A 21,220-nucleotide genomic window follows, 5' to 3' on the forward strand; every position below is an offset into this window, starting at 1 on the left:
AGAAGCCTTTCCACGATGCGTTGGATTCCGTGGTGGCAACATGCATGCCGAGCATTTCGCGGTACCCGTCGGCGTTGACCCCAGTGGCAAGCAGTACGGAGCATTTGACCACCCGGCCGCCTTCACGCACTTTGATTGTCAACGCGTCGCACGACAGGTAGGCGTACCCGCCGGGGTCGAGTGGGCGGTTTTTGAAATCTGCGACCATTTCGTCGAGTTCTTCCGACATGCGTGAGACTTGGGATTTCGACATGTTGGAAATGCCAAGGGTTGCCACCAGATCGTTCATTCGGCGGGTGGAGACTCCTTTGAGATAGCACGTCGCGATCACGGTCGATAGTGCGCGTTCGGCACGTGAGCGTCGCTCGAGCAGCCAGTCGGGGAAGAACGCGTGCGTGGCGCAGCTTTGGCACTGCCACATCGATTGTGCCGACACGGGTGTCGAGGTCGCGGTGGCGGTACCCGTTGCGTTGGTTGACCCGCTCGGTGGAAGCAACACCGTATTCAGCCCCGCACACGGTGTCGGCCTGGGCGGAGAGGATCTGGTTGATAAACCCTTGCAGCATCTGCCGCATCAAATCCGGCGACGCTTGGGCCAGCAAATCATCCAGATAGGTTGTCGGGGTCGATAGAATGCGCAGCAGCGGTCATCGTCATGTGCCTTTCGGTGAGATGTGGTAGTTGAGTCGAAAGGTTACTGACGATGGCCGCCCCACTATTTTCAAGGGCCCACCATCAGCAAGCGTTACACCACACTAAGGGACGCAACCATCGATGCCTTGCGTAATTACTACGACAACACCGATATCTCGGGAGCAATGGGTGGTGCGAAGCGCGCAGATCTAGGAGACTTCGCAGCTCCCGACGCGGAAGCGGCTTATACGGTCAGTATGCCGAATCGGGTGCTCACCGCAGCTCGAGAAATTGCTGTAAAGGAAGGAACTTCTACCAACGACGTGCTGCGGAAGCTTATTGAGGTAGGTGTCGACCGGCATGGTGACGAGGGGGCTACTGTTCCTGTGAGCGAATTGATGCGCCTCATTGACGCAGCGCGCGGCGTATAAAAAAAGAGATGCTTGGGCGCTGCCGGCTATTGGTAGATCTCGCCTTCTGGATCTGCGGAGTGGATGACTTCCTCCACTGCGTAGCACAGCGCGGGGTCGTCAATGTATCCCTGCCGGCATCCCCATTGGGTTTGTAGTTCGCCTGAGCTGGGGTTTCGTGCACCGTTCGGCGCAGTGCCGTAGCCGGTTACTGCAGCGCCTTGCGGAGCCCCAGGAGGGTTCTCTTCTTCTAGATAGGTCGCGCCGCCCATTTGGTTGAAACACCACTCGGAATACGAAACACTGCCGTCGGACCAGCGTGCTGAACCTGGTGTGCCTGCGAGGCACTCAACGACGGTCGGCTCTTCTGCAGGAGCGGATTCTGCAACGGGCGTCGTTTCAGGAACGCTCGATTCGTATGTCGGAGAAGAGGTCGACGGCGACGCGGAGCTCGCTTCCGATTGGGTCGTTGTTCCCGTCGTGCTTGGGGTCTCGGTGACCTCGTCGGAGTCGCCGCAACCAGTGAGCGCGGTAGTCAGAAGTAGGGCGGCGATCATGGTGCGCTTCATGCGTGAAATCTTAGATCGACCGGGGACGGTGTCGTCGTTAAGCGGAGCTGCCCCTCGGAAACGATGCGCGGGGTTACAACCGCCAGTCCTCTACTTGTAGCAATGGGACACGGGAGAACTCCCGGGTGTTGGCGGTAACGAGAACGCAGTCGTTTGCCCGTGCCTGAGCTGCTATCCACAAATCGTTGGGACCGATTGGCTGTCCGATCGCCTCTAGCTCCAAACGGATGTCAGCGTAAAGAGCTGCCTCGGGCGCTCCGGTTCCGACTACCTGGTACGCCTGTTCGAGTTGCTTGACAGCATCGGTCCGACGAATCGACGTTGACTTACCCGCACCAACCCGCAGCTCTCCAAGGACAATCGAAGACAGCACGATGTCGTCGGCTCGAGTTACGCGCATGCGTTCGAGGACATTGGCGTTACTGCGACGAAGGGCATCGATCCACACATTTGTGTCTAGGAGGAAGCGCATCATTCATCCCACTTTGGGATCGGATCTAGGGGGAGATCAGAGGGTTCTTCGAACTCGTCCGCCCACCCATCCGGTAAATCGGCAGTGATCACATCGAGCACATCGAGAGCCGAGAGCGGCTCAGGAGAGACGTAAAGCTTGCCCCCAATCTTTTTCAGCCAAACCGTTTCAGAATCGAAACGAAAGTCCTTAGGAATTCGGATTGCTTGACTGTTGCCCGACATGAAGACCGTGGTTTCGACGGAGTCTGCTGCAGCCTCAGTCATGAACACCTCCTCGTATATATGACGTAATATATACGGTTTGGGACGTCAGGACGAGCACTCCGGCTAGAAAAGCTCCCGCACCGCAGCCCGCGCTGCCCAGGTATCGCGCGGGATAGTCAAGGCGCCGGTGAAGACGACGCGATCGCTGGGGTGCAGGGTGAAGGTGGAAGGGGGTGGGCCGGTGAGGGGGTCGTCGAGAAGCGAATGCACGAGAGCGGGATCAACGCCGAGCGCTTTTGCAATGCTGAGCAGGGTTGCGCGTTCCTCGTCGGTGATTATGCCGTCTGACCAGGCTTCGACGGCAAGTTGGCGGGTGAACTCCTCGTTGATGGCCTCGACATCGTCGGTGCTTAAGCCTGCGGCGATGGCGGTGGATTCGAGTTGGCGCATTTCGGTGCGGGAAATTTCGCGGTCCACAAGCGCGCGGGTCAGCACGGCACGGTAGGCGGCTTCATCCTTGGTTCCAGTCGTCGGCAATGTACGCGAAAGCTGACCCGCCCAAGACGGCGCGCCACCGCGGGGAAGCGTGCGGACCTCGGGCGCGGGAGTGGTAAACAGCGCAGCCGGATAGTGGGCGATGTCCGCGTGGTGGTTCGCGTGCAGGTACGCGAGGAGATCGGCGGTGGCCTGGGCATCCGCAAGCGCAGAGTGCGCAAAACGGTTGTGGATCTGCGCGATGGCAAGCGCATCGCTGAGTTTGCCCACGCCAAGGTGCTGCTTGGTCAGGCGCATCGTGTCCAACCACTCACACATGCCGTCCTCGGCGCCGGCGCGCGCGAACTCGTTGGCCAGGAAGCGGCGCTCAAACGACGCATTATGCGCCACCAACGTGCGGCCGTTCAGCAGCGCACCAAGATACGCGGCGACGTCGCGGAACACCGGCGCATCCACGACGTCCGTCGCCGTGATCTTATGGATGTAACTGTTCGGAATGTCACGCTCCGGTTGGATCAACGTCTCCCACGTGCCCTCCACCGTGAGGTCGGGGCGCAGCAGCACCACGCCGATCTCCACAATGCGATCGAGGTTGCTCAACCCCGTCGTCTCCAGATCGACCACCGCAAACCCGTGCTGTCGGTCCATTCCTGCTCCTTATATCCGAACGGTCTAGGCGCGATTTTCGACGCCACCATCAACCTAAGGCACGCACCGACACAGAGAGGTGGGGAGTCGGTCGGGTGTTTGATAGTGCCCAGCTTGTCAACCCAGAGTTGACAAACGTGTTCGAAGGAAAGCTGGTATGAAATCAGTTACTAACCGAATGGGAAGGAAGAGAACGATGACAGTTTTTACGGTTGATGCTGAGCGCTCGCCAGGTGGCGTTTGGGTGCTCGAATGCAAGGAGCTCGGCGTGGTCTCTCAAACCGAGAACTTGGAGCTGGCTGAGGCGGAGGTGCGCGAAGCAATTGCGTTCCAGTCCGGACTTCGTGCCGACGAGTTTGAGGTCGAGGTGGCTGCGATGGAACCGTAGGCGGCTTTGCCACGTCTAACTCAATATGAAGAACTCGATTTTCTTACCGTGGCTGCTTACAGGGCTGGCTGTCGCCACATCAGTGGGATATGCAATCGTCCTTGCTCTGGGGCCACCAAATATGACCGTGTCTGTACTGGACTTTTCTGCAAAGATTATCGGCCCAGTTGGTGCAGCACTCATTGCGTGGGCAGGCGTTTCCCACACAGTGCTGAACACGCGGGTGCAGGACACAGCGAAGGAATGGCATCACGACCTGAGGTGGGCGTCAGAGTTGTGTGCGTCGGAGAAACCTCTAGAGGTAGCGATTGGCACGTCGGTGCTTGATGAGCTCAGCGAGCATAGGTTTCTCAATTCGGAGCAAGCTAGCATGGTCAACAGGATTGGAGAGGCTGTTGTAGGTGGCCTTTTCAACCAAATTGATCCCATTGTGGAGAGGAGTGCGCACGATGAGACCTAGGTACGAGGAGTTGAAATCTCTCGACGGTGTGAGCATTTCGCGGCCGCCACATATGGGAGAGATTGCCGCTGCGCGATTTCTGGTCAAACAGATTGAGCAGGGAAGAAGCGACGGCGAGTTGTCGCCGTTTCTGCTTTGGGTTGCAAACTACGGCACCCCTGACGAGCCACCCGGGCCGATCATTCAGCCCCGCGACCAGTCTGCCTAACCGCTAGAACAGCTCCCGCACCGCAGCCCGGTCGACCTTGCCAGGACCCAACTGGGGCAGCGCCGGCACAACCTTGAGTTCCTTCGGCACTTGCCAGCGTGCGATTTCACCGGTGTCCTCAGCGTCCGCAAACGCGTCCATGATGTCCGCCACGCTCGCAGACCCGGTATACGCAGCGCAAATACGTTCGCCGAAGCGAGCATCTTGCTTACCGACGACACACGCACCCGTCACCCCATCCACCTTGAGCAGGAACGTCTCCAGCACTTCGGGGTGGAGTTTGAGGCCGCCGGAATCGATGATGTTGTCGATGCGTCCGTGGACGGTGAGGTGGTCGTCGATAAGTGAACCCGCGTCGGAGGTGCGGAACCAGCCGTCCTTGAGATCATCGGAGGGCGTCTGCGATCCGACGCCGCGGTAACCGCGCGCGACCATCGGCCCGCCCAGGTGGATGCGACCGTCGACGATTTTTACGCGGGCGCCGGCGATGGGCACGCCGTCGTAGACGCAGCCGCCGGAGGTTTCCGAGGAGCCGTAGGTGGTCACCACGTTGATGCGCAGTTTCTTTGCCGACTCGAGCAGGCGCGGGTTGGTCGCCGCCCCGCCGACCAGCACCGCGGAGAAGGTCCGCAACGCGTCGATGCCCTTGAGCGTCGAGGTCGCCTTGGCCAGCTGCATCGGGGTCAACGCCGTGTAGGTGCGCTCCCCGGTGCTGGCCAGGTCGTGGGCGTGGTGGGCGAACTCAACGACATCGAAACCGTTCGTGAGGTCCACAAACGCCGGTTCCACACCCGCGACCATGCTGCGCACCAGCACCTGCAGGCCCGCGATGTACGCCGCCGGCATGGCCAGCAGCCACTGGCCTTCGCCGCCCAACGCCTGGTGGGTCGCGTCCGCGCTCGAGATCAGGTTCGCCGGGGTCAGCATCGCGCCCTTCGGCTTGCCCGTTGACCCGGAGGTAGAGACGACGAGGGAGATGTCGTCGTCGATAGGTGCGCCGGGCTCCAACGTGTTGCGCAGCAGGTTCGTGCGCGCCGGGTCGTTCGTCGGCACCGGCAATAGCGCGCGCTGGCCGGTCAACGCCTCCTCGAGCGCGGGCATGATAGCCAGCGGATTCGCGGGATCGACGGGCAGAAGTTCGAGCAGGTTCGTCACAGCGTACGAGCGTAGCCGGTGGGATTCCGCGCGCCGCGACGGCCGCGATGTGTAACACCTGTTTGCGAGCCCACCGATAGAACAAGCATGAAGAAGTTCATCGCATCGGCCGTCGCCGCGGCGACCGCCTTCACCGTCACTGTCCCTACGACCCACGCCGCCACGCTCACGCCTGCGGACAACGGCCAGTGCCGCGTCACCCTCAACGACGCGGAGCGCGGCCCCGCCTGGCAAGCCGAGCGCATCGCGAAAACCCTCACGCACGGCATGTACGCCACCGCCGTCGCCGAAGCATTCGAGGCAACTTTCGAGGGGCTCAAGCCGCTTGGCGACGACCACCTCACCCAACCGGCCATCATCGCCGTCCAGGAAATCCGCCTGGCAGGCGAGGAACCCGGCGCCCGCCCCGACTACGACGCCGCCCGCGCCGCCACCAAGGCCAAACTGGCGGAACTGGGCCTGACCTCCACCGACGCCGACTTCTACCTGGACATGAAGCAGGGGTCCCAGATCCCGCTCTCACCAGCAGGCAAAGCGCTGAAGGGCTCGGCTGGCTGGTACATCGGCATCGACGGCTCCGTGCCAGAAGTGAACGACCTTGGCCCGGACTACGAGTTCGGCCGCACCGGCGCGAACACCGCCCGCTTCCTCAAGCACATGCCGGAATGGAAGCGCTCCGCGTTCGCCGCCAACATGTCCAAGACCTACTTCGGTCAAGCCTTCGACTCGCTCGAGTCCCGCTACTACCACCCGCTGAGCAGGGCAAAGAAGTGCGACGACAATCCGCCGCTGCTCTTCAGCATGCAGAACGCGGAACTGCCCGCCGCACCGGAGCTGAAGAACACGCTGCCTGGCAAGCCTGCCGATCCGGATAAGCCGACTGAGCCTTCGCCGGACAAGCCGACGCCGACCCCGGGCACCCCTACGCCGGAACCACCGAAGACCTTCGACGCGAAGCTTGCAGAGATCATCGGCATCATCGCCGCCGTCCTCACCGCACTGGGTGCCCTGTTCGCCCTGCTGAAGACCGCCGGCTTCAACGTGCCGGACCTGCCCCAGATTCCTGGCCTGACGAAGTAGATCTCCTCCTGCGGGAGGAGGTGGGGGCCCGGTGTCGTCGATAGGCTTACGCCCATGCGCTACAAACCGGGTGACCTTGTGCTCGCGGTCGCTGTTGCCATCTTGGCGGCGGTGTACACCGCGAGTGCGTTTACCCAACCCACGCATGCGGCCAGTTGGGGCCAGGCCGTGCTGTCGTGGGGCTTCGTCGCGGTGTGCGTGGTGCTCACGAGCAAACCCAAGTTCTCCTCGATTGCGCTTATCGCGCTGAATGTTGCCTGGTCTGTGATGTGGCTGGCCGCGCCGGTAAACCTTGGCTTTTCGCCGTGGGTGTTGGCGGTCCCGGTGGCCGCCTTTATCGCCGGGCGGTTTACAGGGAAACGCTTCGCGCTAGTTGTCCTCGCCGCCGCGTGCGGGTGGGCGCTGCTGTCACCGTTCATGTGGACGTGGGACGACAACTTTGTGTTGTTCTACCGGCACGGGGTCGATCTCGGGATCACGCTTGCGCTGCACTGGGGCGCGAGTGTGGTGGGGTATCTCCTGGGGGCGAATGTGGCGGCTGAGGATGAGGTGCGTCGTCGAGAAGCACACGCGAAAGAGCAGCGTCTCGCAGCGGCGCGCGAGGAGGAACGCCGCGCCATTGCCCGCGATATTCACGATCTGCTCGGCCACTCGCTGACCCTGATCAAAGCGCAGGCCAATGCTGGTTTGGCGGTGGGGCAGGAGCGGGAGGCGCTGCAGCAGATCAACGAGGCCGCAGGGCAGTCGTTGTCGGAGATTCGCCTGCTTGTGCGGGGTCTGCGTGAGAGCGACCATGCGTTTTCGCCGGCGGCGGGGATCCCTGACCTGCCGTCGTTGGTGCAGCGCTACCGCGACGCCGGCGTGGAAGTATCGCTGGAAGCACCAGCAGTGGATGTCTCCCCGGTGACCTCGCTTGCTACCTATCGCATCGTGGCTGAGGCACTGGCAAACGCGGCGCGCCACCAAGTCGATCCCACTGTGACGGTTCGGGTCGCACCGGGCGAGACCGTGGTGGTAGAAGTCGTTTCTACCGGCCAGATTCGACCCCAACCAGGCACCGGCGTCGGGCTGGAGGGGCTGCGTGAACGCGCGGCGAGCGCCGGTGGCACGCTGAAGACATGGCAGTCCGGGGAGACGTTTACCGTGCGGGCGGAGTTGGCAGCATGATCCGCCTGCTTCTTGCCGACGACCAACCGCTCCTCCTCAGCGCCCTCCGCACCATCTTGGACGCCCAGGACGACATCACCGTCGTCGCCACCGCCGCCGACGGCGCCGAAGCCGTGGAGAAAACCCGCGCCCACCGCATCGACGTCGCAGTGCTGGATATTCGCATGCCGGTGCTCGACGGGATCACCGCAGCCCGCACGATCATGGAGATGGGGCCACGTGTGATCATGCTGACCACCTTCGACGACGACACCTTAATCCATGCAGCTATCGACGCCGGAGTACACGGCTTTCTCCTCAAAGACGCTGAACCCGACGTCCTGGCCAACGCTGTACGTGCCGTCGCCCGTGGCGAGTCGGTCCTGGCTCCCGGGGTGACCGGCCGTGTGATGGAGTGGGTCCGCGCTGGGGCGGACACTTCAGAATCCACCGCCGTGCTGGAGACGCTGACGGAACGCGAACGTGACGTGCTGGCGGAGATTGGCCGCGGCGCGACCAACGCAGAAATCGCTACCACGCTATTTATCGCAGAGACCACGGTGAAAACACATGTCTCTAACCTGCTTGCAAAACTTGGCGCGCGCGACAGGGTGGCGCTCGCCTTGATTGCGCAGCGCGCCGGGATCTCCTCCTAGAGGAGGAGGCAGTTTGGTCCCACCGGCCGATGTGGTGGCTTTGCTGGGTGACGACCATGAATGCCATGACTGATACGCAACTTGCTTGCCGCAACGTGGCCGTTTCCTTCAGGGACCACCAAGTGCTTCGCGACGTGTCGTTGACCACCACTCCGGGCCGAGTCCACGCTCTGCTCGGCCCCAACGGCGCAGGTAAATCGACCCTGATGTCGGTGCTACTCGGCCTGATCGAACCCGATGCCGGCGAGGTGACACTGATGGGGCAGCCGTTTGACCGTTCGGCGCTGCGCCACGTTGGTGCCTCCATCAACGACCCCGCCTTTTACAGCCACCTCAGCGCCCGCAACAACCTCCGCGTCCACACCACGCTCTTGGGACTTCCGGACAGCGAAGCCGACCGAGTCCTCGAACTGGTCGGTCTCCAAACCGCGGGCAAGAAGAAAGCCGGCAGTTTCTCCACCGGCATGAAAGGCCGCCTTGCGCTCGCCCAAGCGCTGCTCGGCGAGCCAGAGGTGCTTATTCTCGACGAACCACAAAACGGCCTCGACCCTGAAGGCATTGCCCACCTGCGCGACTACCTCCGCGAATACGCGCGAGCTGGACGCACCGTCCTGGTCAGTTCCCACCAACTCGGCGAAGTACTCCACATGGCCGACGACGCCACCGTGATCGCAGGCGGCGGCGTCCGCTTCGCAGGCGAGCTCGCGGAACTCGGCCCCAACCTAGAAGAGTCGTTCTTCCGGCTCACCTCCGGTGGTGACCGATGAACCTCATACACGCCGAATGGATCCGTGCGCGCGGCTCCATGCTGTGGTGGCTCGCCGGAGCAGGCCTGCTGGTCGGCGTGCTGCTGACGTTGTTCGCCCTGGCCGGAAACGTCGAGACCGCGACGAACCTGCTCTACCCGCAAGGCCTGTTAGTCACCGGCATGGCTGCGCCCGCCGCCGCACTGTTCGCCGGTTTGGCCGAAACCCGCGAGCGTGACGCCCGCGGCGGCGGCACATTGTGGCGGCCGGTTTCACCCATGCGCACCCGCGCCGCCCGCATAGTCGTGGTGTGGCTGGCGCTGGCCGCGTTCGTCGCCTTCGACTTTGTCGTGCCGTTTGCCGCCGGCCTCGTATTCAACCTGGACAACACGGCCTCGATCGCACTCGTCGGCCTATTTGTGTGGCTGGGCATGCTCGGACCCGCAGGCCTCGCCGCCGCTGCCACGCGACGCATCGGGATCCTGCCAACCATCATCCTCGGCTTCGCATTCACCATCGGCCTCGGCTACTTCGCCGAGCGCGACTGGTGGTGGATAAACCCCGGCGCCTGGCCAACCCGGTTGGCGCTGCCGACCATGGGCCTGCACTTCAACCTGCTACCCCTCGACGCCACCGACCCGATGGCGGGGGAATCTCCCATTCCCGCCCTCACCCTCACACTGCTACTCGCAGCAATTGGCTTTGTAGTGGCCGCCCTCGTACCACCGCGCACCCGACCCATACTGCGCCGCCGCCGAGTCCACCACGTCACCGCACCGCTGGCCGCAGGGCCGGCAACGCCGCGCCCCGAAACCACCGGATACGTGGCTGCGGTGAAGGGGGTTGCGATGGCGGCGAGGGTGTCGTCGATAAGCGTCTTGCTCCTGCTCACCGCCCTGGTGCTGCTGTTCTCGCTGGCATACCCGGTGGACGTGCGCGAGGCGCTGTTCGCCTACGCCATCCTGCCGGTTGGGGCCGGCGTGCTGCCCACCCTCGTGTGGCCGAAACTGCGTCCCGCCTGGGCGCTCATGCAGGTCGAACACCCACACGTCCGCGCCGCATTGGCCACTTGGTGCGTTGGAGTCGTCGCCCTCGTGTGCGCGTTCGGAGCGGCCGTGGTTGGCGACGCACGCTTCGGACTCCTCGCGTTCCTCGCAGGCAGCGTATTGGCCCTCACCGCACTTGCCATCACCGTCCGCTTCGGCGTGGCGTGGACGCTGGCCACGACGATCCTGGTCACGATCGTCTCCGCCACGATCGGCGGCGACGTCCTCGCACAGTCCGCACTATGGATCCTCGCCGTCCCCGCATGGCCAATCACCGCCACCGGTGCACGCGTGTGGGTTGCGGCTGCGGTGGGGTTAGCGCTGCTGGCAGTCGTTGTCGCGGCGCTGATGCGGGTGCTGCGCGGCATGCGCCCAGTGCGACGCTAACCCGCCGGGGTCAGGCGTCCATCTGCCGTGTAGCGACCATCGGGGGAGTTGTAGAAGGCGTGGGCGTGGTTGTCGTCGATAAGCAAATGCCACGTGCCGCCGTTATCGCAGGTGCCCTCGGTGATCGTCTCGCGGAAGCCATCCTCGGTTTTCGCGAGGTGGCCCGCGCAGCCAAGGTCCGGGTACGTCACCGCGGTACCGTCCGCGGTCGGCGCGAACCGGACGCGGAACTGCTCACCCTGCAGGTGCTCCACCTTGGACACCTGCCCCATCGTGCCCTCCAACGGACCACGCAGTGTTGCGCTGCCGATCTTGTCCAGCGCCGCCGCGTCCGTCGTCGGGTGCCAGGTGATCCGTGTGACATCGCTGAGCGGATTGCCGACGACCGTCTCCTCCGGGCCCCACACCTTTTCCAGACGCTGACCCCGCAGTTCGAAGTGCGTCACGTTGAGGCGGGGACCGTCCGTTTCGTACTGGTCCAAGCCCGGCTGGGTGCCGTTGGTGAACACTGTCGGGTAGGGCTCGTCCGAGTCGACGAGGTAGTCCTTCGTCCAGGTGACCTCGCCGTTCTGGGCCCGCAGCACGCGCACCGGCGATGGGTTGCCGTTGGCCGCGCCTGCGTCTGGGGCTGCGTCTGGGGCTGCGCTGACGCCTGCGCGGAGCAGCAGTTCGGGTTCGAGATCGCCGTTGATGTCCAAAACGTCGTAGGTGAACGTGCCGTCGAGATCCGCGAGGTCCGCGAAGAAGCGCGCCGGGTCCGCGATCGCCGCGGCGTACAGGTCACGGATCGAAGCGGTCGGTGTCGCTGACGCCGTGGTCGCGTCGGTTGACGTTTCGTTGGCCGGTGCGCTAGTCGGTGCGCTGACCGTCTCGTGAGAAACGACCGTCGTTGTTTCCGGTGCAGGCGTTTGGGTTGGTTCGGTCTCCGTGCCGCAGGCAGCCAGCAGGAGAGTGGTGGCGAGGATCGGTACGTGACGTTTCATGGCACCACGCTACCGAAAGCCCAAAAGACGATATCGGGATTTGGCATTCTCGCCGGAGCACGACCTGGGGAAACGGCGTCGGCAAGGTGCTAAAACCCGATATCGTCTTTTGGGCTATCCGACAGATCAGGACAGGATCTGCCAGACGCTTTGGAAAATCGACATCTGTTGGGAACTGGCGGGCCAACGCATCCGACTAAAAATGCGTCCCTGTATCAACCGAAAGGTGTATGTGTGTCCAGTACTGTCCAACGGCGCAGCGGCCTGCCCGCGCTGACCAGAAGAATCCATTTTTACGCGGGCCTGTTCATTGCCCCGTTCATCTTTGTCGCCGCGCTAAGTGGCGCTCTCTACGCGGTCGCTCCGTCGCTCGAAAACGTCGTCTACAAAGACGTGCTGACCGTTCCCGCCTCCGACACCAACGCCCCGCTGGCCAGCCAAATCAGGGCCGCGCAGGACACACACCCGGACATGGATGTGGCGCAGGTGTGGCCGTCGTCGACACCCGATGAAGCAACGCGCGTTTTGCTTATCGACGAATCCCTCACCGAAACAAACCAACTCCGCAGCATCTTCGTCAACCCCCACACCGGTGACGTCATTGGCGACGAGCCAACCTACTCCGGCCTCGGCGAACTCCCGCTGCGCTACTGGATCTCGTCGCTACACAAGAGCCTCCACCTCGGCGAGGTCGGCGAGCTTTACGCAGAGGTGGCAGCCAGCTGGCTGTGGGTCGTCGCCCTGGGCGGCCTGTACCTGTGGTGGCGGATGGCCCGGAAGCGAGCCCTGGTTGGGTTGGAGAATGCGACGGGGCGTCGTCGTAAAGTGCTGAACTTGCACGGCGTAGCCGGAACCTGGCTGCTCGTGGCCATGCTGGGACTGTCCGCCACAGGCATCACCTGGTCCGTATTCGCCGGCGAAAACGTCGACCGCACAATCACCTGGTTGGGCGGCAAAGCAGAACCGATCGAAACCTCCCTGGTCGCCGACGCGGAAGCCGCCCCAGCCGACGAGCACGCCGACCACCACCCCGCCAGCGCACACGGAGCCGAAGGCCTGACCAAGGACGAGGTGGCCGACCAAGCCGCCACCGTCCTCGAAACCGCCCGCGCCGAAGGCCTCACCGGATCAGTGCGCCTCTTCGTCCCCAAGAACACCGACGAGGCGTGGCAGGCCAGCGAGCGCTGGGTGCCGTGGCGCACCACCTCCGACGCCGTGAGCGTGAACGGCCAAAACGGTGACCTTGTAGACAAGCTCCCATTCTCTGAACTGCCACTGTTCTCAAAACTGACCAGCTGGGGCATCTACCTGCACATGGGCATCATGTTCGGCCTGCCTCTGCAGATCCTGCTCGCTATCTGCGCGCTCGCGATCTGCGCCATGGTCGTGATGGGCTACATCCTCTGGTGGCGACGCCGCCCAACAAAGAACGCCATCGCCGGCGTCCCAGGTCAGGCTGATCTCACCGGCCGCGACTGGGCCATCCTCGCCGTCGTAGCGATCCCGGTCGGCCTGTTTCTGCCGCTACTCGGCCTTACCTTCGCCGCGATGCTTGTTGCCGATCGGTTGCTGGCCCGCCGCCGCACGGCATTTACGACGCCCGAAAAAGAACCTGTTCCCCTGGCTGCTGACGAGCGGGTCGGAGTCTCCGGAGACGAGGCTGAGCTTGGCTTAGTTGAGGTTGGCTGAGGCAAGCGTGGCGGCGCGTTCCTGACAGATCACGGCGGAATCTGTCAGTCGCCGGCATCGCGCCTGGTCAGAAATCGCCCCTGACAGATTCTGCAGAATCTGTCAGTGGAAGAGGGGGCCGGCGAAAATAGTTCCCGTGGTTGGGCCGGGATGTGGAACTTTCTTGCCTCCCAAGACCGCCGACCTGGGAGAACGCTGCCGCGGTGGAGCCAAAAACCCGAAATAGTTCCCGAGCGGGGAACTATTTTGGGTGGGGGCCGCAGGGCCGCCGGGCCGCCAGCCCGGCAAAGTACCGCCGTACCCCCAAGAAACCTAGTAGTAGAAGGGGAAGTCGTCCCAGCGTGGCGGGCGCTTCTCCAAAAACGAGTCGCGGCCTTCGACGGCTTCGTCGGTCATGTAGGCCAGGCGGGTGGCTTCGCCGGCGAAGACTTGTTGGCCCATGAGGCCGTCGTCGACAAGGTTGAAGGCGAATTTGAGCATGCGCTGCGCGGTGGGGGACTTGCCGTTGATTTCGCGGGCGACCTGGATCGCCTCTTCTTCCAATGAAGCATGCGAGGCAACGATGTTGACCGCGCCCATGCGCTGCATCTCCTCGGCTGAGTAGGTGCGGCCGAGGAAGAAGATTTCGCGGGCGAACTTCTGGCCGACCATCTTGGCTAGGTAGGCGGAGCCGTAGCCGGCGTCGAAGGAGCCCACGTCCGCGTCGGTCTGCTTGAACCGGGCTTCCTCGCGCGACGCGATGGTCATGTCGCACACGACGTGGAGTGAGTGTCCGCCGCCGGCGGCCCAGCCGTTGACCACCGCGATGACCACCTTGGGCATGGTGCGGATCAGGCGCTGGACCTCGAGGATGTGCAGGCGTCCGCCCTCGGCCTTCACGCGCGCCTCATCGACGGTTTCGGCGGTTTCGCCGCCGGCGTACTGGTAGCCGGAGCGGCCGCGGATGCGTTGGTCGCCGCCGGAGCAGAACGCCCAGCCGCCATCCTTCTGCGAAGGCCCGTTGCCGGTCAGCAGCACCACGCCTACCGACGGATCGCGCCGGGCGTGATCCAGGGCTTGGTAGAGCTCGTCGACGGTGTGGGGGCGAAACGCGTTGCGCACCTCGGGGCGGTCGAATGCGATGCGCACGGTGCCGTCGGCGCGCGTGTCGCCGACGTGGCGGTGGTAAGTGATGTCGGTGAAGTTGAAGCCTTCGACCTCGCGCCACTGGCTGGGGTCGAAGGGCTGGGCGGTGGAGTACTGCATGGGGGTAATCGTACTCACGCGTCCGCTTTATACCTCTTTATAACTAGCCCAACCTATAAAGAGGTATAAAGAGGCTATGGTTCAGCGCAGTCCGTACACACCTGGCGTGGTGGCCTCCACCATTTATGGCAGAGACCAAGTTCTTAGGGAGGCGAAGCGCGAGCTTTTTTTTATGGCTCATGATCCTGGGCTGATGGGGCAGGTGAAGGTCTACGTGGGACCCCGCGGCATAGGAAAGACCAGCTTGCTTCGAGCAGTTGAAGCAGAAGCTAAGGCTGAAGGCTTTGAAACCGCCTGGATTACAGCGGGGGACCGGCCACTTTTCAATGCCCTTTTGGACAAAATCGGCGAGATTGCTCGCAGCTGGAAGGATGAGGCTGGAGAAAAGCTGCTCGGGCTGTTGTCGTCGCTGCGGGTTGAAGCGTTTGGTGTTTCGGTTGGAGGATCTCAACCAGTTGAAGGCCCGAGGCCAGATGCGTCGGGATATGGAGACCAAATGCAGCGCGCGCTTGTTGATGCAGCGGAAACGATCCGGGGCAGGGCTAGTGGAATGGTTGTTTGTATTGACGAGATTCAGTCGGCTGATGCAGATGGCCTGCGCTCGCTTGCGTACGCGTGGCAGCAGATGCAGGCAGAAAATGCTGAGCTCCCTCTCGCCATCTTTGCAGCTGGGCTCAGTCATAGTCAGGATGTGATTACCGATGCTGTGAGTTTTGCAGAGCGCTTTAGTTATGTGCATCTTGAATCTCTGGACCGAGAACACGCTGAGGAAGCATTAGTACAACCGGCGAAGAAGAAGGGCGTGAATTGGTCTCCGGCCACGCTCCAGGAAGCTGTCCGTTTAGCAGGCGGCTACCCGTATTTCATTCAGGTTGTAGGCGATCTGGTGTGGCAAGCGGCCGATTTTCCGGACCCTGGCACTTTTATTGACCTAGCAAACCTCAAACATGTAGCGGATCGATTCCAAGAAACTCAGTTGACCATGTTCCGCTCCCGGTGGCACAAAGCTACCGACGTGGAGAGGGAATTCATTAGCGCAATGGCTGAGGATCTAGAGCCACAGGTGAAGCGAGGCGATATCGCCGAGAGAATGGGTCGACCTACAACCGGAATCAGCATGGTCCGTAGATCTTTGCTTGACAAGGGATTAATCGAGGAAAGTGGTTTCGGCTACTTGAGGTTCACTGTTCCGGGGTTCGCCGAATTCGTGAGAAACGAGCGGGGCGGGCAGGAGCGTGAGGCTCGTGGTTGACGTTTTATACCTCTTTATAACTACCCCAACCTATAAAGAGGTATAAAGCACCCATGACCCCATCCGTTGACGAGATCCTCGAGCGCGCCCACGTTGTCGCGCTGCCCATGGCTGTGAAGTTCCGCGGCATCACCACGCGTGAGGCCTTGCTTATCGACGGCCCCGCCGGCTGGGGCGAATTCTCCCCATTCATCGAATATGCACCCGAGGAGTCCGCCGCCTGGCTGCGCGCCGGGCTCGAGGCGGCGTTCACCGGCCTGCCCGAAGCCCACGGCACTGTGGAGGTCAACGGCACGATTCCCGCGGTCGAGGACGTCGAGCCTGTGCTCGCGCGCTACCCGGGGGTTAACACGTTCAAGATCAAGGTCGCTGAGCCTTCGCAGTCGCTTGACGACGACATCCGGCGCGTCACCGCCGTCCGTCGCCTCCGCCCCGACGCGCGTTTGCGTGTCGACGCCAACCGTGGCTGGACCGTCGACCAAGCCGTCGAAGCGGCGGAGAAGCTCGGTGAGTTGGAGTACATCGAGCAGCCGTGCGCCACGGTGGAGGAACTTGCGGAAGTCCGCCGCCGCACCAGTACGCCGATTGCTGCGGACGAGTCGATTAGGCGTGCTGCCGACCCGTACCGCGTGGCTGAACTGAACGCGGCGGACGTGGCGGTGTGCAAGGCGGCTCCGCTTGGGGGAGTGGCCAACCTGGTCACCATCGCGCGCGACCTGCACCTCGATGTCACTGTCGCTAGCGCTTTGGATACTGCCGTCGGCATGGATGCGGGGTTGATCGCGGCGAAGCTCACCGGTTCGCGTGCGGCGGGGCTGGCAACCCAGCGCCTGTTCGTGGAGGATGTCGCGGAGCCCCGCGCCATGGAAAACGGCGAACTTGCTATCACCCGCACTACCCCCGATCCGGAACGCCTCCACGGGCTTCGCGCCCCAGGTGAGCGCAGGGATTGGTGGTTCGCCAGGGTCCGCGCGTGTATGGCTGTGCTGGAGCGGGATCCCTCTTTCCGGGTGTAATTGTCCGATTTCTTGTTGCATTCGCATGTGGGATCCGGGGGCAGTCGGCTAATCTTTCGCCCATGTCGACTCCCGTGATGCACGAATCTGCCTCGCTTTCAGAAGGCGAACTGGCAAAAGCGCCCGAACCTGGCGAGTGGCGCCGCCAACTTATCGGCCTGATTACCGGCGTGGTGCTTGCCGTGCTGGTGTACTTCTTGTTCCCTACCAACGCTGCTGAGACGGTCATGCAGTCCTCCGGTGCGAAGGAGGGGGTGGAGTACTCCGCGGACACCATGCGCATCGTCGCTGCCACCACTGTGTTGATGGGTGCGTGGTGGATGACAGAGGCCATCCCGCTGGCCGCCACCGCCCTGATGCCCATTGCGGTGTTCCCGATCGCAGGTGTGGCCCCGTTTAAGGAAGTGTCCTCCCCGTACGCTTCGGCGACGATCTTCCTGTTTATGGGTGGCTTCCTCATGGCGCTGGGTCTGCAGCGTTGGAACCTGCACCGCCGTCTGGCTCTGGTGGTGGTCAAGATTGTCGGTACTTCGCCGAAGCGCATCATTTTGGGCTTCATGCTGGCCACTGGCTTTATGTCCATGTGGGTGTCTAACACTGCTACCGCTGTGGTCATGCTGCCGATTGGTACGTCGGTGCTCATGCTGACCGCGGACACGGTTGGTGGCATGAAGAACCAGAAGAAGTTCGCTACCGCGCTCATGCTTGCTATCGCGTACTCGGCTTCCATTGGCTCCCTGGCAACGCTGATCGGTACTCCGCCGAACGCGCTGCTGAAGGGCTACATGGAGGAGGCCCACGGCATCGTTATCGGTTTCGGTCAGTGGATGCTGGTCGGCCTGCCGGTCGCGGTTGTGTTCACCTTCATTGCTTGGTGGTTGCTGATCACGGTGTTCAAGCCGGAGGTAGACACCATCCCGGGCGGCAAGGAGCTGATCGACGATGAGCTGAAGAAGCTCGGTGCCTGGACCTTCCCGCAGGTTGCTGTGGGTGTGATCTTCCTCGTCGCCGCGCTTGCCTGGATTTTCATCCCGCTGGGCCGCAATCACTTTGGTTGGGATTTCCCGTACGATGACGCGATCGTCGGCATCATCGCCGGCATGCTCATGTTCATCATCCCGGGCACCTCTGACGGCAAGCGTCTGTTGGACTGGAAGACGGCGAACGAGATGCCGTGGGACGTGCTGATGCTCTTCGGTGGCGGTCTGTCCCTGTCGGCCATGTTTACCGCAACCGGCCTGTCCCTGTGGATCGGTGAGAAGGCGAAGGGGCTGGCGGTGCTGCCGATGTTCCTGCTCATCTTCGCCATCGCCGCGCTGGTGCTGCTGCTGACGGAGCTGACCTCCAACACCGCAACGGCTGCGACCTTCCTGCCGATCATGGGTGGTGTGGCCGTTGGTATCGGCCTGACCGAGGCGACCGAGATGAACGTTCTGCTGCTGGCTATCCCTGTTGCGCTGTCTGCAACGTGTGCGTTCATGCTGCCGGTGGCAACTCCGCCGAACGCGATCGCTTACTCGTCCGGTTACGTCACCATGGGCGAGATGATCAAGGGTGGTGTGTGGCTCAACGCGATTGCGTTGGTGCTCATCTCCCTGGCTACGTACTTCATCGCAGTACCTGTGTTTGGGCTGGTGCTCTAGGAGCATTCTGCTTATCGACGACGCGCCCCGGCAGTTCTCCTGCCGGGGCGCTAGTCTATTTGCCATGGATAACGAGACGAGACAGTACGGCCGTCCAGGCGACGAGCCGCAGCGCCCGCGCCCGAGGCAGTACTTCCCGGACCAGTCCGAACAACAGGCCCAGTACGACGATCAGTACTACCAGCCGCAATACCAGCAGTACGAGCCCCCGTACGAGCCCCAGTATCAGGAGCCGTACCAGCCGGAGCCGCAGAAGGGCTCGAGTGCCGCGTCGATTGCGCTGGGTGTGTTCGCAGCGTTGGCGTTCATTGCAGCTGTGGTGCTGTTTTTCCTGTGGCAAGGGGCGGCAGCGGATGCCAAAAAGCAGCCGTTGACGGAGACGGTCACCCAGACGACCACCGCGACGGAGACCACGACTACGACGACGACGAAGTTCCCGTCGATCTTCCGCGACCGCGAGGAAGCAACCTCGATGTTGCCGCCGGAGCCGCTGCCGGATGATGTTGAGATCCCGCGCGATGTTCGGGACAGTGCCCGCGATATTCTCGACCAGATCCGCGACGGCGCGGACCAGTTTCTCCAGGAGCAGTAGGTAGATGGCAACGGCTATGGAATTGGCTACGGCGGTGGCGGGGGTCGTCGCAAAGCATTGCACTGATGTGGTGATGAGCCCGGGTTCGCGCAACTCGCCGCTGGCGTACGCGCTGCTCGCGCGTCGCGACATCACGGTGCATATGCGTATCGACGAACGCTCCGCCGCCTTCACCGCCCTCGGCCTCGCACGCGTGCAGCGCCGACACGTTGGCGTGGTGATGACCTCGGGCACGGCGGTGGCGAACGCGTACCCGGCGATGATCGAGGCGCATATGTCGCACACGCCGCTTGCCGTGATCAGCGCCGACCGCCCGGAGCGCCTCGTGGGCACCGGTGCCAGCCAGACCATTTGGCAGCAGGGCATCTTCGGCCGCTACGCCGAGACCCAACAGGTGGCGGACGAGGCGGCAGCTGAGGCGATCTCGTTCGACGCCAGCCAAGTACACATCAACGTTGCGCTGGACACCCCGCTCGTGCCGGACGCGCTGCCGGAGCCGGTTGGTGAGCCGCGCCGGGTCGGCCCGGGTGTCCTCGCACGCGGTGCGCTCGCAGGCTCGCGCACCGGGTTCGTCGACCATGGAGTCGTGGACATCGACCTGACCCGCGACACCCTGGTCATCGCTGGCGACGAGGCCTGGGAAGTACCTGGCCTGGAGCACGTGCCCACCATCGCCGAGCCGACCGCGCCGACCCCGTTCCACCAGGTCCACCCGTTGGCTGCGCGGTTCTTCGCGCAGTCGGAGGTGGCCATCTCCCACGACGGGGGTGACTTCGCCGCGTCCACCAAGCCGGAACAGGTCGTTGTGGTGGGGCACCCGACGCTGCACCGCGACGTCATGGCGCTGCTGGCGGATCCGGACATCACGGTCATCGGCCTGTCGCGCACCGAGACGTTTACCGGCCAGCCGGACCTGCGCGGCTCGCGCGTCAACGCCACGGGCCAGCCGACGGATACCTGGATCAAGATCTGTGAGGCCGCTGGCGAGGTCGGCGCCGACACCGTGCGCCAAGCCCTCGCCGAGGAGCAGTTCGGCTTCACCGGCCTGCACGTCGCCGCCGCCGTGTGCGACACCCTCGCGGTGGGCGACACGATGGTGCTCGGCGCGTCGAACCCGGTGCGCGATGCCTCCTTTGTCGGCATGCCGTTCGACGGCGTGGACACCTACGCCGCCCGCGGTGCCGCGGGTATCGATGGCACCGTCTCCCAAGCTGTCGGCATCGCCCTTGCCACCCAGGCACTGCGTGCGGACGAGATCCGCGCACCGCGCACCGTCGCGTTGCTGGGCGATCTGACGTTCCTGCACGACATCAACGGTCTGCTCATCGGCTCCGACGAGCCGCGCCCCGGCAACCTGACCATCGTGGTGGCCAACGACGACGGCGGAGGCATCTTTGAAACCCTCGAGCCAGCAGCGGAGCCGGTGCGAGACGTCTTTGAGCGGGCGTTTGGGACGCCGCATGGGGTGGTCGTCGAGAAGCAAGCGCTCGCGTATGGGGCGAACTACCGCCGCGCCGAATCGCTTGCAGAGCTGCACGAGGTGCTGCTTGAACTTGAGGCCCAGCCCGACGGCATCACGATTGTGGAGGCCGTGACCACCCGCGAAACCCGCCGCGCACTTGCGCAGCGACTGGCCAAGTAATGCGCTGGCGCAGACGCGCACACCAAGCCGTCATGGCGCTCTACGGATGCGCCGTGCTCGGCTGTGTTGCCATGGTCACAGGGCCCGCGCTTCACGACGCCCAGATCCACGCCAACCCCGGCCGCGGCGTAGCCACCGTCACCGACCAAACCCGACTCCGCACCTACGTGGAGTACGAAACCGAAGACGGCCGGCTCGTCTCGCCGAGGGACGGGGTGCTCTATCCCACCGGGCTTGGCCCCGGCCAACAGGTGTGGGTGACCTACGCCAAGAACAACACCGAGCTGGTCAAGGTGGAAGGCCGCGGGTGGGCGCTCTCGCTCATCCCCGCCCTGTCGGTGCTGGCCGTGGCGACGATTATCGCCGCCCTGGCCTGGCTCGCCGTAGGAAAAATTCACGTCCGGTTCAGCCGGAATTCGACCGAAGTTTCACGTCAACTGGGAGAGTAAACAG

General features: G+C 63.3%; 23 protein-coding genes and 1 pseudogene. 16 read left to right on the forward strand and 8 right to left on the reverse strand.

Features of this window, described 5'->3' with window-relative positions; all coding sequences use genetic code 11:
- Window positions 1-651: pseudogene (locus HMPREF3145_RS11990) on the reverse strand (transposase); the annotation flags it as partial.
- A gap of 128 nt (window positions 652-779) precedes the next feature.
- On the opposite strand from HMPREF3145_RS11990, the gene HMPREF3145_RS02770 reads away from it, so the two are divergent.
- Entirely contained in the window at window positions 780-1,064 is a 285-nt protein-coding gene (locus HMPREF3145_RS02770) for a hypothetical protein (protein ID WP_070421736.1), read from the forward strand.
- A gap of 26 nt (window positions 1,065-1,090) precedes the next feature.
- Here the strand turns inward: HMPREF3145_RS02770 and HMPREF3145_RS02775 are convergent, their stop codons facing one another.
- The 4 genes from HMPREF3145_RS02775 to HMPREF3145_RS02790 form a co-directional block, all read right to left on the reverse strand.
- Window positions 1,091-1,612: a hypothetical protein gene (locus HMPREF3145_RS02775; RefSeq protein ID WP_070421737.1), complete on the reverse strand. Its 522-nt coding sequence runs from the start codon at window positions 1,610-1,612 to the stop codon at window positions 1,091-1,093.
- Window positions 1,613-1,685: 73 nt separating this feature from the next.
- Complete coding sequence (locus tag HMPREF3145_RS02780) at window positions 1,686-2,087, reverse strand: type II toxin-antitoxin system VapC family toxin (RefSeq protein ID WP_210384142.1); 402 nt, start codon at window positions 2,085-2,087, stop codon at window positions 1,686-1,688.
- Complete coding sequence (locus HMPREF3145_RS02785; protein ID WP_070421738.1) at window positions 2,084-2,350, reverse strand: antitoxin; 267 nt, start codon at window positions 2,348-2,350, stop codon at window positions 2,084-2,086. Before HMPREF3145_RS02785 ends, HMPREF3145_RS02780 begins: the two co-directional genes overlap by 4 nt.
- 63 nt (window positions 2,351-2,413) lie before the next feature.
- Window positions 2,414-3,433, reverse strand: a complete 1,020-nt coding sequence (locus tag HMPREF3145_RS02790) for a 3'-5' exonuclease (protein ID WP_070421739.1) — start codon at window positions 3,431-3,433, stop codon at window positions 2,414-2,416.
- Window positions 3,434-3,629: 196 nt separating this feature from the next.
- On the opposite strand from HMPREF3145_RS02790, the gene HMPREF3145_RS02795 reads away from it, so the two are divergent.
- The 3 genes from HMPREF3145_RS02795 to HMPREF3145_RS02805 are packed head-to-tail and all read left to right on the forward strand — an operon-like array spanning window position 3,630 to window position 4,489.
- The gene (locus tag HMPREF3145_RS02795) at window positions 3,630-3,821 is read left to right on the forward strand and encodes a hypothetical protein (protein WP_070421740.1); all 192 of its coding nucleotides are present in this window, start codon (window positions 3,630-3,632) and stop codon (window positions 3,819-3,821) included.
- A gap of 25 nt (window positions 3,822-3,846) precedes the next feature.
- Complete coding sequence (locus tag HMPREF3145_RS11925) at window positions 3,847-4,281, forward strand: hypothetical protein (protein ID WP_070421741.1); 435 nt, start codon at window positions 3,847-3,849, stop codon at window positions 4,279-4,281.
- Complete coding sequence (locus tag HMPREF3145_RS02805; protein WP_070421742.1) at window positions 4,271-4,489, forward strand: hypothetical protein; 219 nt, start codon at window positions 4,271-4,273, stop codon at window positions 4,487-4,489. Before HMPREF3145_RS11925 ends, HMPREF3145_RS02805 begins: the two co-directional genes overlap by 11 nt.
- 3 nt (window positions 4,490-4,492) lie before the next feature.
- Here the strand turns inward: HMPREF3145_RS02805 and menE are convergent, their stop codons facing one another.
- A complete protein-coding gene (gene menE / locus HMPREF3145_RS02810; protein WP_083279354.1) occupies window positions 4,493-5,644 on the reverse strand; it encodes an o-succinylbenzoate--CoA ligase in 1,152 nt (383 codons plus the stop codon).
- Between the two features lie 87 nt (window positions 5,645-5,731).
- On the opposite strand from menE, the gene HMPREF3145_RS02815 reads away from it, so the two are divergent.
- From HMPREF3145_RS02815 to HMPREF3145_RS02835, 5 genes are all read left to right on the forward strand, one after another.
- The gene (locus HMPREF3145_RS02815) at window positions 5,732-6,724 is read left to right on the forward strand and encodes a hypothetical protein (RefSeq protein ID WP_070421743.1); all 993 of its coding nucleotides are present in this window, start codon (window positions 5,732-5,734) and stop codon (window positions 6,722-6,724) included.
- Window positions 6,725-6,778: 54 nt separating this feature from the next.
- Complete coding sequence (locus HMPREF3145_RS02820; RefSeq protein ID WP_070421744.1) at window positions 6,779-7,891, forward strand: sensor histidine kinase; 1,113 nt, start codon at window positions 6,779-6,781, stop codon at window positions 7,889-7,891.
- Complete coding sequence (locus HMPREF3145_RS02825) at window positions 7,888-8,526, forward strand: response regulator (RefSeq protein WP_070421745.1); 639 nt, start codon at window positions 7,888-7,890, stop codon at window positions 8,524-8,526. Before HMPREF3145_RS02820 ends, HMPREF3145_RS02825 begins: the two co-directional genes overlap by 4 nt.
- Before the next feature lie 65 nt (window positions 8,527-8,591).
- Window positions 8,592-9,293 (forward strand): ATP-binding cassette domain-containing protein, encoded by a 702-nt coding sequence (locus HMPREF3145_RS02830; protein ID WP_070421779.1) that lies wholly within the window; start codon window positions 8,592-8,594, stop codon window positions 9,291-9,293.
- Window positions 9,290-10,705 carry an ABC-2 family transporter permease gene (locus HMPREF3145_RS02835; protein WP_070421746.1) on the forward strand — a complete coding sequence of 472 codons (1,416 nt, stop codon included), beginning with the start codon at window positions 9,290-9,292 and terminating at the stop codon, window positions 10,703-10,705. Before HMPREF3145_RS02830 ends, HMPREF3145_RS02835 begins: the two co-directional genes overlap by 4 nt.
- On the opposite strand, the gene HMPREF3145_RS02840 is transcribed toward HMPREF3145_RS02835, so the two are convergent.
- Window positions 10,702-11,688, reverse strand: coding sequence for a hypothetical protein (locus HMPREF3145_RS02840; RefSeq protein ID WP_070421747.1), 987 nt, complete (start codon window positions 11,686-11,688; stop codon window positions 10,702-10,704). The genes HMPREF3145_RS02835 and HMPREF3145_RS02840 overlap by 4 nt on opposite strands.
- A gap of 234 nt (window positions 11,689-11,922) precedes the next feature.
- Here HMPREF3145_RS02840 and HMPREF3145_RS02845 point away from each other — a divergent pair, with 234 nt between their 5' ends.
- The gene (locus tag HMPREF3145_RS02845) at window positions 11,923-13,377 is read left to right on the forward strand and encodes a PepSY-associated TM helix domain-containing protein (protein WP_070421748.1); all 1,455 of its coding nucleotides are present in this window, start codon (window positions 11,923-11,925) and stop codon (window positions 13,375-13,377) included.
- 312 nt (window positions 13,378-13,689) lie between these two features.
- On the opposite strand, the gene HMPREF3145_RS02850 is transcribed toward HMPREF3145_RS02845, so the two are convergent.
- Entirely contained in the window at window positions 13,690-14,622 is a 933-nt protein-coding gene (locus HMPREF3145_RS02850) for a 1,4-dihydroxy-2-naphthoyl-CoA synthase (RefSeq protein ID WP_070421749.1), read from the reverse strand.
- A gap of 76 nt (window positions 14,623-14,698) precedes the next feature.
- On the opposite strand from HMPREF3145_RS02850, the gene HMPREF3145_RS02855 reads away from it, so the two are divergent.
- The 6 genes from HMPREF3145_RS02855 to HMPREF3145_RS02880 all read left to right on the forward strand — a co-directional run bounded on the left by HMPREF3145_RS02855 (window position 14,699) and on the right by HMPREF3145_RS02880 (window position 21,216).
- Window positions 14,699-15,874: an AAA family ATPase gene (locus HMPREF3145_RS02855; RefSeq protein ID WP_070421750.1), complete on the forward strand. Its 1,176-nt coding sequence runs from the start codon at window positions 14,699-14,701 to the stop codon at window positions 15,872-15,874.
- A 53-nt stretch (window positions 15,875-15,927) separates the two neighbouring features.
- Window positions 15,928-16,890, forward strand: coding sequence for an o-succinylbenzoate synthase (locus HMPREF3145_RS02860; protein WP_070421751.1), 963 nt, complete (start codon window positions 15,928-15,930; stop codon window positions 16,888-16,890).
- A gap of 62 nt (window positions 16,891-16,952) precedes the next feature.
- Window positions 16,953-18,533: an SLC13 family permease gene (locus HMPREF3145_RS02865; protein ID WP_070421752.1), complete on the forward strand. Its 1,581-nt coding sequence runs from the start codon at window positions 16,953-16,955 to the stop codon at window positions 18,531-18,533.
- A 64-nt stretch (window positions 18,534-18,597) separates the two neighbouring features.
- Window positions 18,598-19,125 carry a hypothetical protein gene (locus HMPREF3145_RS02870; protein WP_070421753.1) on the forward strand — a complete coding sequence of 176 codons (528 nt, stop codon included), beginning with the start codon at window positions 18,598-18,600 and terminating at the stop codon, window positions 19,123-19,125.
- Between the two features lie 4 nt (window positions 19,126-19,129).
- Window positions 19,130-20,767 (forward strand): 2-succinyl-5-enolpyruvyl-6-hydroxy-3-cyclohexene-1-carboxylic-acid synthase, encoded by a 1,638-nt coding sequence (gene menD / locus HMPREF3145_RS02875; protein WP_070421754.1) that lies wholly within the window; start codon window positions 19,130-19,132, stop codon window positions 20,765-20,767.
- Between the two features lie 32 nt (window positions 20,768-20,799).
- Entirely contained in the window at window positions 20,800-21,216 is a 417-nt protein-coding gene (locus HMPREF3145_RS02880; RefSeq protein ID WP_246817479.1) for a DUF3592 domain-containing protein, read from the forward strand.
- Window positions 21,217-21,220 lie beyond the last annotated feature (4 nt).

The organism is Corynebacterium sp. HMSC05C01 (assembly GCF_001807155.1).
In the GTDB taxonomy this organism is placed as follows: domain Bacteria; phylum Actinomycetota; class Actinomycetes; order Mycobacteriales; family Mycobacteriaceae; genus Corynebacterium; species Corynebacterium coyleae.

Coding starts and splice junctions, on each gene's coding strand:
- HMPREF3145_RS02775 (WP_070421737.1), bottom strand. CDS start 1,612: ATGAAGCGCACCATGATCGCCGCCCTACTTCTGACTACCGCGCTCACT.
- HMPREF3145_RS02780 (WP_210384142.1), bottom strand. CDS start 2,087: ATGATGCGCTTCCTCCTAGACACAAATGTGTGGATCGATGCCCTTCGT.
- HMPREF3145_RS02785 (WP_070421738.1), bottom strand. CDS start 2,350: ATGACTGAGGCTGCAGCAGACTCCGTCGAAACCACGGTCTTCATGTCG.
- HMPREF3145_RS02790 (WP_070421739.1), bottom strand. CDS start 3,433: ATGGACCGACAGCACGGGTTTGCGGTGGTCGATCTGGAGACGACGGGG.
- HMPREF3145_RS02795 (WP_070421740.1), top strand. CDS start 3,630: ATGACAGTTTTTACGGTTGATGCTGAGCGCTCGCCAGGTGGCGTTTGG.
- HMPREF3145_RS11925 (WP_070421741.1), top strand. CDS start 3,847: ATGAAGAACTCGATTTTCTTACCGTGGCTGCTTACAGGGCTGGCTGTC.
- HMPREF3145_RS02805 (WP_070421742.1), top strand. CDS start 4,271: ATGAGACCTAGGTACGAGGAGTTGAAATCTCTCGACGGTGTGAGCATT.
- HMPREF3145_RS02815 (WP_070421743.1), top strand. CDS start 5,732: ATGAAGAAGTTCATCGCATCGGCCGTCGCCGCGGCGACCGCCTTCACC.
- HMPREF3145_RS02820 (WP_070421744.1), top strand. CDS start 6,779: ATGCGCTACAAACCGGGTGACCTTGTGCTCGCGGTCGCTGTTGCCATC.
- HMPREF3145_RS02825 (WP_070421745.1), top strand. CDS start 7,888: ATGATCCGCCTGCTTCTTGCCGACGACCAACCGCTCCTCCTCAGCGCC.
- HMPREF3145_RS02830 (WP_070421779.1), top strand. CDS start 8,592: ATGACTGATACGCAACTTGCTTGCCGCAACGTGGCCGTTTCCTTCAGG.
- HMPREF3145_RS02835 (WP_070421746.1), top strand. CDS start 9,290: ATGAACCTCATACACGCCGAATGGATCCGTGCGCGCGGCTCCATGCTG.
- HMPREF3145_RS02840 (WP_070421747.1), bottom strand. CDS start 11,688: ATGAAACGTCACGTACCGATCCTCGCCACCACTCTCCTGCTGGCTGCC.
- HMPREF3145_RS02850 (WP_070421749.1), bottom strand. CDS start 14,622: ATGCAGTACTCCACCGCCCAGCCCTTCGACCCCAGCCAGTGGCGCGAG.
- HMPREF3145_RS02855 (WP_070421750.1), top strand. CDS start 14,699: ATGGTTCAGCGCAGTCCGTACACACCTGGCGTGGTGGCCTCCACCATT.
- HMPREF3145_RS02860 (WP_070421751.1), top strand. CDS start 15,928: ATGACCCCATCCGTTGACGAGATCCTCGAGCGCGCCCACGTTGTCGCG.
- HMPREF3145_RS02865 (WP_070421752.1), top strand. CDS start 16,953: ATGTCGACTCCCGTGATGCACGAATCTGCCTCGCTTTCAGAAGGCGAA.
- HMPREF3145_RS02870 (WP_070421753.1), top strand. CDS start 18,598: ATGGATAACGAGACGAGACAGTACGGCCGTCCAGGCGACGAGCCGCAG.
- menD (WP_070421754.1), top strand. CDS start 19,130: ATGGCAACGGCTATGGAATTGGCTACGGCGGTGGCGGGGGTCGTCGCA.
- HMPREF3145_RS02880 (WP_246817479.1), top strand. CDS start 20,800: ATGGCGCTCTACGGATGCGCCGTGCTCGGCTGTGTTGCCATGGTCACA.